The organism is Brevundimonas sp. RM1 (assembly GCF_052907225.1).
The window spans coordinates 187,431-199,330 of sequence record NZ_JBRERY010000001.1; the positions used below are offsets into that span (position 1 = coordinate 187,431).

At 67.8% G+C, this 11,900-nt stretch carries 11 protein-coding genes; 9 read left to right on the forward strand and 2 right to left on the reverse strand.

The genetic code is table 11. The features are described 5' to 3' along the window. From phoU to ACU5AP_RS01000, 3 genes are all read left to right on the forward strand, one after another. On the forward strand, window positions 1-747 hold the full coding sequence (gene phoU / locus ACU5AP_RS00990) for a phosphate signaling complex protein PhoU (protein WP_003165712.1): 747 nt from the start codon (window positions 1-3) through the stop codon (window positions 745-747). Between the two features lie 45 nt (window positions 748-792). Continuing rightward, on the forward strand, window positions 793-1,482 hold the full coding sequence (phoB, locus tag ACU5AP_RS00995; protein WP_003165711.1) for a phosphate regulon transcriptional regulator PhoB: 690 nt from the start codon (window positions 793-795) through the stop codon (window positions 1,480-1,482). 322 nt (window positions 1,483-1,804) lie between these two features. Continuing rightward, window positions 1,805-2,524: a CPBP family intramembrane glutamic endopeptidase, BDIM_20840 family gene (locus ACU5AP_RS01000; RefSeq protein WP_128720460.1), complete on the forward strand. Its 720-nt coding sequence runs from the start codon at window positions 1,805-1,807 to the stop codon at window positions 2,522-2,524. Between the two features lie 4 nt (window positions 2,525-2,528). Here the strand turns inward: ACU5AP_RS01000 and ACU5AP_RS01005 are convergent, their stop codons facing one another. Beyond that, on the reverse strand, window positions 2,529-3,461 hold the full coding sequence (locus ACU5AP_RS01005) for an Hsp33 family molecular chaperone (protein WP_040346899.1): 933 nt from the start codon (window positions 3,459-3,461) through the stop codon (window positions 2,529-2,531). A 188-nt stretch (window positions 3,462-3,649) separates the two neighbouring features. Between ACU5AP_RS01005 and ACU5AP_RS01010 the strand changes: the two genes are divergently transcribed. From ACU5AP_RS01010 to ACU5AP_RS01035, 6 genes are all read left to right on the forward strand, one after another. Then, complete coding sequence (locus ACU5AP_RS01010; RefSeq protein ID WP_052748047.1) at window positions 3,650-4,180, forward strand: hypothetical protein; 531 nt, start codon at window positions 3,650-3,652, stop codon at window positions 4,178-4,180. Between the two features lie 97 nt (window positions 4,181-4,277). Next, on the forward strand, window positions 4,278-6,167 hold the full coding sequence (gene serA, locus ACU5AP_RS01015; protein WP_128720458.1) for a phosphoglycerate dehydrogenase: 1,890 nt from the start codon (window positions 4,278-4,280) through the stop codon (window positions 6,165-6,167). Between the two features lie 99 nt (window positions 6,168-6,266). Beyond that, complete coding sequence (locus ACU5AP_RS01020; protein WP_128720456.1) at window positions 6,267-8,069, forward strand: autotransporter domain-containing protein; 1,803 nt, start codon at window positions 6,267-6,269, stop codon at window positions 8,067-8,069. 195 nt (window positions 8,070-8,264) lie between these two features. Further along, the gene (locus tag ACU5AP_RS01025) at window positions 8,265-8,891 is read left to right on the forward strand and encodes a M23 family metallopeptidase (RefSeq protein WP_040345849.1); all 627 of its coding nucleotides are present in this window, start codon (window positions 8,265-8,267) and stop codon (window positions 8,889-8,891) included. 109 nt (window positions 8,892-9,000) lie between these two features. Next, on the forward strand, window positions 9,001-9,963 hold the full coding sequence (locus tag ACU5AP_RS01030; RefSeq protein WP_278448829.1) for an ABC transporter ATP-binding protein: 963 nt from the start codon (window positions 9,001-9,003) through the stop codon (window positions 9,961-9,963). Continuing rightward, entirely contained in the window at window positions 9,963-11,405 is a 1,443-nt protein-coding gene (locus ACU5AP_RS01035) for an ABC transporter permease (RefSeq protein WP_088491539.1), read from the forward strand. The genes ACU5AP_RS01030 and ACU5AP_RS01035 overlap by 1 nt, the downstream gene beginning before the upstream one ends. Window positions 11,406-11,539: 134 nt before the next feature. Here the strand turns inward: ACU5AP_RS01035 and rpsU are convergent, their stop codons facing one another. Beyond that, a complete protein-coding gene (gene rpsU, locus ACU5AP_RS01040; protein WP_087139870.1) occupies window positions 11,540-11,773 on the reverse strand; it encodes a 30S ribosomal protein S21 in 234 nt (77 codons plus the stop codon). Between the last annotated feature and the right edge of the window lie 127 nt (window positions 11,774-11,900).

The window sequence follows — 11,900 nt, forward strand, 5'->3', positions numbered from 1 at the left end:
ATGAACCAGCATACGGTCAAGGCTTACGGCGACGAGCTGAACCAGTTGACGGCCGAGGTGGTCCGCATGGGCGGTCTGGCCGAGGCCCAGGTGGCGGACGCCATCGAATCAGTCGCGCGCCGCGATGTGGCCCTGGCCAAGGCGGTGGTCGAGCGCGACAACCGCCTGGACGCCCTGCATCGCGACATCGAGAAGAAGGCGATCCGCCTGATCGCCCTGCGCCAGCCGGTCGCCAGCGACCTGCGCCGGACGCTGGGAGCCATGAAGCTGGCCTCGGACCTGGAGCGGACCGGCGACCTGGCCAAGAACATCGCCAAGCGGGCGCTGATCCTGGCCGAGGCCGAGCCGATGCAGCCCCTGACCCGCTCGATCGAGCGGATGGGACGGCTGGTGTCGAACCGCCTGCGCGACGTGCTGGACGCCTATACGGCGTCTGAGATCGAGCGCGCCCTGTCGGTCTGGCAGACTGACGACGAGGTGGACGAGCACTACAACGCCCTGTTCCGCGAACTGCTCACCTATATGATGGGCGATCCGCGTACGATCACGGCCTGCACCCACCTGCTGTTCATGGCCAAGAACCTGGAGCGGATCGGCGACCACGCGACCAATATCGCCGAGACGGTCCACTATGAGATCACGGGCGAGGACATGCTGGGCGAGCGGCCGAAGGCCGTGCCCGGTCCCGGCGAAGAGCCGACGCCGACCCCGCACCTGTCTGCGTCGCCCGACGCGGCGGACGACTGATCCCCCCTACATCGCTGACGACTTCGACGAACCGGAGAGGCTGACGTGCAACCCTATATCCTGGTGATGGAAGACGAGGACGCCCTGGCCACCCTGCTCCAGTACAATCTGGAGAAGGAAGGCTATGACGTGGCCGTCGCCGCCGACGGCGAGGAGGGGATGCTGCAGATCGACGAACGCACCCCCGACCTGATCCTGCTGGACTGGATGCTGCCCAAGCTGTCGGGCATCGAGGTCTGCCGTCGCGTGCGCGGTCGGGCCGAGACCCGCAACCTGCCGATCATCATGCTGACCGCGCGCGGCGAAGAGACGGACCGCGTGCGCGGCCTGGACACCGGCGCCGACGACTATATGACCAAGCCCTTCTCGATGACGGAGCTGACCGCGCGCATCCGCGCCGTGCTGCGCCGCATCCGTCCGGGCCTGGCCGACGACCGGGTCAATCATGCCGACATCATCATGGACCGCGTCGCCCACCGCGTCAGCCGCGCGGGCCGCGAAGTTCATCTAGGGCCGACGGAGTTCCGCCTGCTGGACCACTTCCTCAAGCATCCGGGCCGGGTGTTCAGCCGCGAGCAGCTGCTGGACGCGGTCTGGGGCTCGGACGTCTATGTCGAGGCCCGCACGGTGGACGTCCACGTCGGCCGCCTGCGCAAGGCGCTGAACGTCGAAGGCACGGTCAACCCGATCCGCACCGTGCGCTCGGCGGGCTATTCGCTGGATTTGAACAACTAGGCGGTGACTCCAGCGGCGCGGGCCACGACGCTCCACACCGCTCTACGACGCGCCACGGCGCCCCATCCCCTGCCGTCATCCTTGGGCTTGACCCGAGGATCCAGCCGTCCGCCTGCACGGCGTTGAACGGGTGAGCGCGCCGTCGCCCTGGATCCTCGGGTCAAGCCCGAGGATGACGGCGTGTAGAGGCGGGAAACGGTGCGTATGGGGCGAAGCCCGGGCGTGTGGGGGCGAGGAGCAGAAGCTTAACTTTTCTTCATCTGCATCTGTCCGGCCCTGCCGCCGCCTCTGAACGACGACGTCGCTTCGGGGGAGGAAAGCCATGCCGGATGCCATTATCGCCATGTCAGGCTGGGTCGGCGCGGTCGCACTGGCGAGCGGGGCGGCGGCCGTGCTGTCGCGCGGCAAGGTGCGCTGGGGCTGGCTGGCCGTAGCTCTGCTGCTGATGGCGGTCTATGACGCCGTGTTGACGCGCGGCTATGGCCATATCCCGCTGGATTTCGGTCCCTCGCGCTGGAACTGGGAGGGCAAGACGCTGGCCGTCCTGCTGTCCCTGGCGGTCGCCAGCCTGCCCGTCGTCGGATGGCGGCGCAGCGGTCTGATCCTGCATCAGGATCGGCAGGGGCTGAAGGGGGCGCTGATCCTGTCGGGCCTGCTGGTCCTGCTGTTTCTTGGGCTGGCGATCGCGATGCCGGGCGAGGGGTTCGACGCCGACAGTCTGGCCTTTCAACTGACCATGCCGGGGCTGGACGAGGAGATCTTCTATCGCGGCGTGCTGCTGCTGATGCTGAACGAGGCGTTCGGGCGGCCGGTCCGCGTGCTGGGCGCGCCAATTGGCTGGGGCGCGGCGCTGACGGCGCTGGCGTTCGGCCTGACCCACGCGCTGGGCTATCAGGACGGCGGCTTCACCTTCGACTGGGCGCCGATGGCGACGACGGGGCTGGCGGGCCTGTTGCTGGTCTGGCTGCGTGAGAAGACCGGCAGCGTACTGCTGCCGGTCCTGCTGCACAACTACGGCAACGCCGTCTTCATGCTGGTCTGAGGGATCAGGCCTCGGCCGTTTCCAGCTCGGCCGGATCGATCTCATAGTTGGTCGAGCAATACTCGCACGTCACGCGGATCTTGCCGTCGTCCTCGACCATTTCGGCGCGTTCTTCCGCCGGGAAGGATTGCAACACGGTGGCGATGCGGTCCTTCGAGCAGCGGCAGACGGCGGCCAGGGCCTTGGCGCCTTCCAGCCGCACGCCGTCCTCGTGGAACAGACGGTACAGCAGGGTCTCGGCGCTGATCGTCGGGTCGATCAGCTCGTCGTCGCCCAGGGTGGCGAACAGGGCGCGGGTGCGCTCCCACACTTCTTCGGTCGAGCCGCGCGACTCGTCGCCGGCGATGACCTGGATCATCGCCCCGCCCGCGCGCCAGGTGCGGCCCGCGTCGGTTTCGACCTCGCCAACAGCCAGGCGAACCTTGGTCGGCACCTGTTCGGACTGGGTGAAGTAGTGTTCGGCGCACAGCGACAGGCTCTCGCCCTCGATGGGGGTCACGCCCTGAGTGCGTTCGAAGTCGGCGCCGCGGTCTACCGTCATGATGAAGACGCCGCCGCCCAGCAGGGTCTTGGCCCCCGGACGGGCGAAGCCTTCCGACGCCTTGGCCACTTCTTCCGGGTCGAAGCGGCAGAAGCCGCGCAGATGGCCGTCCGTGCCGTAGTCGGCCACGACATAGCGCACCGGCCCGTCGCCCTGGGCCTGAACGATCAGGCGGCCGTCGAACTTCAGCGCCGAGCCGACGATGGCGGCCAGGACGCAGGCCTCGCCCAGCAGGGCGGCGACCGGCTCGGGATAGGCGTGGGCCGACAGGATCTTGTCGACCGCTTCGCCCAGGCGGACCAGGCGGCCGCGCACCGGCCAGCCTTCGATCTGGAAGGCGGCGGCGAAGTCGTCCGTCGGGGCGGCGATGGGGGCGTCGGGCGCGTGATCGGTCACGGCGTGAAATCCTGAAAACTGTCGGAAGCGGCGCAACATAGGGAGCCGCGGGCGGCTTGGTAAGGGGAGGGCGTGTCGCCTGCGTCACGACCGCGCGCGGCGGCGACAAGCTTGACCGGACGAAGGGAACCCTTTGTGCTGAAGCTCGCTCCCTTAGATGAAACCGTTTCCTTCCCGAGAGGTCTGACATGATGGATCGTGAGTTCAACGTCGTGGACGAGGTCCGCAAGCATCCCGGAATCACGGCGGGGGTGGTGGCTGTGCTGGCGGGCGTGGGTCTGGCGACCATCCTGCTGAGCCAACGCACCGGCCCGACGCGTTATGAGCGGATCAAGACCCGCATCGACCCGCGCGGCTGGTTCGACGCCGAGGCTCTGCGCCACCGCTTTGACGACATCGCGCGCGGCGTGCGCGACGGCGCGGACGACCTGACCCACCGCGCGGCGGATCTGGGCGGCTACGCCCAGGACCGCGCCGGCCGCTTCGGCGCCGAGGCGCGGGATCGAGCTGACGACTGGTATCGCCGCACCAGGAAGAAATCGCGCCGTCCGATGCGCCGCTACACCAAGCAGGCGCGCCGCTATGTCGAGGACGCCGGCGACTTCGCCCGCGATCACGCCAAGGAGGGCGGCGCCCTTCTGGCTGTGGCCACCATCGCCGCCGCCATCGGCGCGGCGGCGCTGGAAAGCCGTCGTCGCGCCGGAAACGGCGGCCGCTGAGCCGGTTTTCCGCCGTAAATGGAAAAAATATGCGGAAAGGGGTGCTGTGGCGCCCCTTTTTATTGCTGCGGGTGCGAAGAAGGTCTAGAGCCCGCGCATGATCTCGCCCGTCTTCATCTTCGACTTCGATTCCACCCTGGTTCGCATCGAAACGCTGGAGGCGCTGGCCGATCTGGCGTTGAAGGATGCGCCGGACGCCGCCGAGCGCAAGGCCCGGATCGCGGCCCTGACCGACGACGCCATGAACGGCCGCATCGGCTTCGGCGAGGCGCTGAAGCAGCGGCTGGACCTGCTGGCGCTGCGCCGTGAACACGTCGAGACCCTGACCGATCGCATCCTGGACGAGGCGACGGTCTCCATTCGCCGCAACGTCGATTTCTTCCAGCGCAACGCCGAGCGCATCTACATCCTGTCGGGCGGCTTCCGCGAAGTGATCGCCCCCCTGGCCGAGCGGCTAGGCGTGGCGGCCGATCATGTGCTGGCCAACGACCTGATCTATGACGATGAAGGCCGCGTCACGGGCGTGGATACGGCCAACCCGCTGTCGCGCGAGAACGGCAAGCCTGAGGTCATCCGGGCGCTGAACCTGGAAGGGCCGGTGGTCATGGTCGGCGACGGCTGGACCGACGCCGAGGTCAAGATCCAGGGGGCAGCCGACCGCTTCTACGCCTTCACCGAGATCGTCAGCCGCGCCAAGGTGGTCGAGGCCGCAGACGCCGTCGCCGCCTCTCTGGACGAGGTGCTATACGCCGAGGGCGTGGCCGGACGCTGGTCCTATCCGCGCAACCGCATCCGCATGCTGCTGCTGGAGAACGTCCACCCCGCCGCCGTCGAACGGCTGGAGGAGGCGGGCTATACCGTCGAGACCATGAAGGGCGCGCTGGACGAGGACGACCTGATCGAGGCGATCAAGGGCGTGCACGTCCTGGGCATCCGCTCCAAGACCAATGTCACGCGCAGGGTGCTGGACGCCGCGGACCGGCTGATGGCCGTGGCGGCCTTCTGCATCGGCACCAATCAGGTCGATCTGGACGCGGCGGCGGACAAGGGCGTGGCGGTGTTCAACGCCCCCTATTCCAACACCCGCTCGGTGGTCGAACTGGCCATCGGCATGATGATCGTCCTGATGCGCGACGTGGCGGACAAGTCGCGCGAAATGCACAAGGGCGTGTGGAACAAGTCGGCGACCGGGTCGCGCGAAGTGCGCGGCAAGACGCTGGGCATCGTCGGCTACGGCGCCATCGGCAGCCAGTTGTCGGTACTGGCCGAGAACCTGGGCATGAGGGTGCTGTTCTACGATCTGTCGGAACGGCTGGCGCTGGGCAATGCGCGGCGGATGCGCTCGTTGGACGCCCTGCTGGCCGAGGCGGACGTGGTGACGCTGCACGTCGACGGCCGCAAGGAAAACACCGCCATCATCGGCGCTGACCAGTTCGCCAGGATGAAGCCGGGCGCCCTGTTCCTGAACCTGTCGCGCGGCCATGTGGTCGATGTGGACGCGATGGCGGCGGCGCTGAAGTCCGGCCGTCTGGGCGGGGCGGCGGTCGACGTCTTCCCCGAGGAGCCGCGCACCAACGCCGACCCGTTCGACAGTCCTCTGGTCGGTTTGGACAAGACCATCCTGACCCCGCACATCGGCGGCTCGACGGAAGAGGCGCAGGAAGCCATCGCCGAGTTCGCGGCCGAGCGGCTGCTGGGCTATCTGAACCGGGGCGACACCACCTTCTGCGTCAATCTGCCCAACGTGCAGCTGGCCGAGGTGACGCGCGCGCACCGACTGCTGCACATCCACCGCAACCAGCCGGGCGTGCTGGCCGAGCTGAACCGCGCCCTGTCGGATGCGGGGCTGAACATCCTGGGCCAGCACCTGAAGACGGACGAGCGGACCGGCTATGTCATCACCGACGTGGATCGCGACTATGACCGCGAGGCGCTGACGGCGCTGAAGCAGCTTCCCGGCACGATCCGCTTCCGCCGACTGCACTGATCGTCGATCACCTTCCGTCACGTCATCTTGCGTCCTGCGAAAAGCGGCGCAGAGTGGCGGATAACGACCGCATACGGACGGTCGATGGGAGGGAAATCGATGTCTCGTCTTCTTCGCGGAGCGGCGTTGGCTGCTCTGAGCCTGGCCGCCGTATCCGCCGCCGGGGCCGCCTCGGCCCAGAGCTACAACCGTCTGGTGGTGTTCGGCGACAGCCTGTCGGACAACGGCAACCTGTATCTGGCGACGGGCGGAACCACGCCGACCTCGCCGCCCTATGGCGCGGGGCGATTCTCCAACGGGCCTGTGTTCACTGAGAGACTGGGCTTCACCGCCGCCAACTTCATGGGGCCGGTGACGGGCAGCATCAACTACGCCTTCGGCGGAGCGCGCACCGATAGCCAGGCCCAGCCGCTGGGGATGCGGCTGCAACTGGGTCAGTATCTGCAGCGCGGCGGCAAGTTCGGCGCGAACGATCTGGTCAGCGTGCTGGGCGGAGCGAACAACATCTTCCAGGGTCTCCCGGCGGCGGGGGCTTCGCCCAACCCGACCGGCTCCATCGCCCCTGTGGCGCAGAGCGCGGCGGCGGACATCAACTTCATCGTCAACGGCATCGCCGAAGCCGGGGCGGGGACCGTGCTGGTCACCAACCTGCCCAAGCTGAGTCTGACGCCGCAGTTCAGAGGCACGCCCGCCGCGCCGCTGGCCGACTACGCCGTCACGACGTTCAACGGGGCCCTGCTGACCGGGCTGAACACGACGGCGGCGGCGCGGCCGGGGACGAACATCATCCTGATGGACCTGTTCAAGGTCGGGGACGTGATTTCGGCCAACCCCAGCGCTTTCGGCGTGTCCAACGTGACCCAGGCCTGCTTCAACGGCGTGACGCTGTGCTCCAACCCGGACGACTACTTCTATTTCGACGGGGTTCACCCGACGGCCAAGGGCCATGCGGTGATCGCGCGTCTGGCGAACGACTACCTTTACTACGGCGATCTGGGCAGCCAGACGGCGGTGTTGGGCGAGACAGCGTGGCGGCACCGCGAGGACGCGCTGGACGGCTCGACCGCCGTCCTGTCGGGGCGTGAGGCGTGGACGGGCGGAACCTCGATCTCGGTCGAGGGGCTGGCCGACAAGACCGAGACGGATGCGCGCGGCGCCATCGGCAAGGCGACTTCCGACGGCTATGGCGTGCGCATCGCGTTGGAAAGCGGCACGGAAAGCCTGCGCTTCGGCCTGGCCGGCTCCTATCGCAACGCGGACGTGGATGCGGGCGCCCTGCGCGCCGACATCGACAGCTTCGGGCTGGACGTCTACGGCGGCTGGCGCTCCGGTGATGTCTTCCTCAATGCGGCGGCGGGCGTGGCCCAGGACGACTTCAACGACGTCAACCGCCTGACCAGCCTGGCGCCGATCGTCCACAGCGGTTCGACGCGCGGGGTCTCGACCGGGGCGCGTCTGCAGGGCGGCATGTGGTTCGATCTGGGCGGCTTCGCCCTGTCGCCGCGCGCGGCGGTGGCCTGGATCAACGCCGACGTGGACGGATTCTATGAACAGGGTCCGGCGGCGCAATACGCCTATGCCGACCGTTCGGTGCAGGCGACGACGGCCGAGATCGCCCTGCGCGCCGAGGGCGGGACCGAGCGGATCCGCTTCTACGCCGAGGGCGGCTATCGCGACAGCCTGAGCGACGACAGCGACGCCGTGCGCACCGGCATCCTGGGCAATCCCGCCCAGGTTCTGGCCCGCGACGTGGATCTGCCGTTCGGGGGGCAGGTGCTGGCCGCCGCCGGGATCGAGGGCACTGTCATGGAGCGGCTGAAGGTGTCGATCGGCTACAAGGGCCGCTTCGGCGACCATGCCGACAGCCATATGGCGGCGGTGAAACTGAGCTTGCCGCTGTAGGTCTGGAAAACGAAGGTTTCCGAGGTGCGACCCCGTGTCGCCCTCGGAGCGCCCCATTCATGTCCCGGTGAAATTGCAAAAGACGGTCAATTCCGGCCGTCGGCGACTTTGAGTTTTCGCTGCCTGTGCGCGTGTTTCGCGCCTTTCTGACGGCTCCTCCGCGCTGACGATGCGCTCAAAATGAGTCGTTAGAGTATGCGTTTAGTTCCCCCGGCCGTGCGGCCGCATGTGATCCGTTTCGGTCAGACAGGCGCTCTGGCCGGTCTGGCGATCCTGGCGATGGCGGCCGCCCCTGTCGGCATGATCGCCGCCTCGCCCGAGAAGGTCGTCGAGGTTTCGGCGCCCATCGCTCCGCCGGTGAAGGCGGTGGCGGAGCCTGCCGGTCCCGTCACCCGCAAGATCGTCTTTGAAGCCCCGCTGAAGGGCTATCGCATCAACTCGCCCTTCGGCCTGCGCAAGTTGGCGATCGAGGCCAAGGCGCGGGCCCACAAGGGCGTGGACGTCGCCGCCCCGACCGGCACCGGCGTCTTCGCCACGACCGAGGGCAAGGTGCTGCGCGCGGGTTATCAGGCGGGCGGCTACGGCAACTTCATCGAGCTGCAGCATCCCAACGGCATGACCAGCCTGTACGCTCACCTCAGCCGCATCGACGTTCACTCCGGCAAGACGGTGACGGCGGGCGAGCGCATCGGCCTGGTCGGCTCGACCGGCTATTCGACCGGCCCCCACCTGCATTTCGAGGTGCGTCGCAACGGCGGTCAGGTCGACCCAGCCAAGATCGTCGGCCAGAGCTTCGACATCCGGGTGAAGGCCCCGGTTTGACCCCATCAGACGGCGCGGCATCATGACCAAACCGTAATGTAAAATACCCTTTCCATTGCCTGCGCGCTGCCGTTAGATTCGATCCTTGGGCTTTTTGCAGGGGGACCGAATGGTCGCGGCGCTGACGCTGGATGGAATCAGTAAGAGATACGGAGGCTTCCAGGCGGTCTCCGACCTGAGCTTCCAGGTCGAGAAGGGCTCGATCTGCGGCTTCCTGGGGCCGAACGGGGCGGGCAAGACCTCGACCTTGCGGATGATCCTGGGGCTGCAGCCGGCCACCAGCGGCCGCATCGACATCTTGGGCGCGGACGACGGCCGCAAGGTGCGCGATCGGATCGGCTTCCTGCCCGAGGAGCGGGGCCTCTATAAAAAGATGACGCCGGTGGACGCCATCGCCTTCTTCGGCGGGCTGAAGGGCCTGCCCCTGCCCGAAGGCCGCCGTCGCGGCCGCGAGATGCTGGAGCAGATGGGTCTGGGCGAGGCCAGCAAGAAGAAGATGAAGGAGCTGTCCAAGGGGATGGCCCAGAAGGTTCAGCTGATCGCCTCGGTGGTGCATCAGCCGGAGTTCGTGATCCTGGACGAGCCGTTCTCGGGTCTCGATCCGATGAACCAGCAGGGGCTGGAGGCCATGATCCGCGCCCTGGCCGACAATGGGGCGACGGTTCTGTTCTCGACCCACGTCATGCAGCACGCCGAGCGTCTGTGCGACAAGGTGGTGCTGCTGGCCCGCGGCCGTAAGGCGTTCGAGGGCACGGTGGATGAGGCGCGGGCGACCTCGCCGCGCTTTCTGGAGCTGGAAGGGACGCTGGATCGCAATGCGGTCGCCGTCCTGCCGGGCGTCGGCGGCATCGAGGTGCTGGCCGAGGACGGCCTCGTCAGCACCCTGCGCGTCGGCCTGACGCCGGGAGCGGAGGCGCAAAGCGCCCTGCGCGCCGCCTTCCTGGGCGGGCTGGACGTAAGGCGCTTCCAGATGAAGGAGCCGACCCTGCACGACGCCTTCATCGCCCTGACCGGCGACCACCCGGACGAAGATCAGTCCGTCTCCAAGACCGATAAAGCGGGAGCCGCCTGATGAACCGGATTCTTCTGATCGCGCGCCGCGAGTTCCTGGCCTACGCCAAGACGGTCGGCTTCTGGCTGTCCCTGCTGGCCTTTCCGCTGTTCGCCGTGCTTGGCGGGGCGATCCCCGCCTTGATGAACCACGCCGAGCCGGTGCGCGAGGCGGTCATCATTGACGAGACCCCGGCCGGATCCGGTCTGGCCGTCGCCGTGCGTCAGGCGCTGGAGATGGAGCGCGGCCGGGCCGACATCGCCGCCCTGCGTATGGCCGCCGTGCCCGAGGCCGGGACGGCGGGCGGCGACCGCGTGCGCGAAGCCGCCGAGAAGGGCGGCTTCGACGCCGGGCTGGAGGCGTTGAAGAAGGAGGCGCCGCGCGCTGGGGCAAGCTTCAAGACGCCCAAGCGCGCGTTCGAACTGGTCGAGGCGCCCGCCGCCCTGACCGCCGCTGCGCCGGGCGAGGCGCGCGACGCCCTGGCCCGCCGCTATGTCGACAAGGACGCGCCCGAGGACGAAAAGCTGAACGCCGTCGTCTTCCTGACCGAGAAGGACGGCAAGCCGGGCGCCCGCGTCTGGACCGGACGCGCCACCGACGACGTGGTCGAGGACGCCGTCCGCGACGCCCTGAAGTCCGCCAACCGCAGCCGCGTCTTCGTCGCCAGCGGCATCGACCCGGCGGTGGTGTCGGATACGGAGATGTTCCGCCCGGACGTCTCGGTCTTCTCGCCGCGCGCCGCGTCGGGGGGCGAGGTGTCGTTCCGCGACAAACTGCCGGTGATTGTCGGTCTGGCGGTCGGCTTCATCCTGTGGTCGCTGATCATGACCGGCGCCTCCATCCTGCTGAACAGCGTGATGGAGGAGAAGTCGAACAAGATCCTCGAGGTGCTGCTGTCCTCGGCTTCGGCGACCGAGATCCTGACGGGCAAGGTGCTGGGCGTGGCCCTGCTGACCCTGGCCGTGCTGGGAACCTGGGGCGGCATCGGCGCCGTCGGCCTGATGGCCGCCATGCCTGATGTGGCGCGGGACATCGGCTCGGTGCTGCTGACCGACGGCCTGTTTGTCTACTTCCTGCTGTTCCTGGTCGGCGGCTATCTGATGTATGCGGTGCTGTTCGCCGCCATCGGCGCCTTCTGCGACACGCCGCGTGACGCCCAGACCCTGATGGGACCGATCATGATGGTGCTGATCGTGCCGATCCTGGTCATGCAGATGGCCATCCGCACGCCGGACGCCATGGTGGTGAAGGTCATCAGCCTGATCCCGCCCTTCACCCCCTTCGTCATGGCCGCGCGCGCGCCCAGCGGGCCGCCCCTGATCGAGATCATCGGCGGCCTGATCGGGATGTTCCTGTTCGCGGCTCTGATGGTCTGGGCGGCGGGCCGCGCCTTCCGCGCGGGCGCCCTGTCGGACGTGAAGCTGAGCTGGAAGAGCTTCATGGGCGCCGTGACGGGGCGATGAGGTCTAGGGGAGGGAGGCCTTGCCTCTCTCCCGTTCATCCCGGCGGAAGCCGGGGCCGTGAGCCGAAACAGACAAAGAAAAAGGCCGCCCCGGCGATCCGGGGCGGCCTTTGATCTTTCAGGCGTCAGCGGGTCTTAGCGACCGCGACCCTTCGGAGCCGGCAGCAGGCCTTCGCGCTGGGCGCGCTTGCGGGCCAGCTTGCGGGCGCGACGGACGGCTTCAGCCTTTTGGCGAGCGCGCTTTTCCGACGGCTTTTCAAAGTGCACGTGACGCTTCATTTCGCGGAAGCTGCCTTCGCGCTGCATCTTCTTCTTCAGGGCCTTGAGCGCCTGATCGACATTGTTGTCGCGAACGAAAATCTGAACCAGGGGTCTCTCTCCTTTGGCCGCCCGCCGCGTCCTTTCCAAGGGAGACGGGCAGACAAAACAAAACCACGCTCGAGAGGAAGGCCTCTCAAGTGAAGGCGCGCTGATACATGATCGGGGGGGGCGTGTC

Bases quoted from the DNA above. Each gene is read 5' to 3' on its own strand.
- phoU (WP_003165712.1), top strand. From the start codon at position 1: ATGAACCAGCATACGGTCAAGGCTTACGGCGACGAGCTGAACCAGTTG.
- ACU5AP_RS01000 (WP_128720460.1), top strand. From the start codon at position 1,805: ATGCCGGATGCCATTATCGCCATGTCAGGCTGGGTCGGCGCGGTCGCA.
- ACU5AP_RS01010 (WP_052748047.1), top strand. From the start codon at position 3,650: ATGATGGATCGTGAGTTCAACGTCGTGGACGAGGTCCGCAAGCATCCC.
- serA (WP_128720458.1), top strand. From the start codon at position 4,278: ATGATCTCGCCCGTCTTCATCTTCGACTTCGATTCCACCCTGGTTCGC.
- ACU5AP_RS01020 (WP_128720456.1), top strand. From the start codon at position 6,267: ATGTCTCGTCTTCTTCGCGGAGCGGCGTTGGCTGCTCTGAGCCTGGCC.
- ACU5AP_RS01025 (WP_040345849.1), top strand. From the start codon at position 8,265: ATGCGTTTAGTTCCCCCGGCCGTGCGGCCGCATGTGATCCGTTTCGGT.
- ACU5AP_RS01030 (WP_278448829.1), top strand. From the start codon at position 9,001: ATGGTCGCGGCGCTGACGCTGGATGGAATCAGTAAGAGATACGGAGGC.
- ACU5AP_RS01035 (WP_088491539.1), top strand. From the start codon at position 9,963: ATGAACCGGATTCTTCTGATCGCGCGCCGCGAGTTCCTGGCCTACGCC.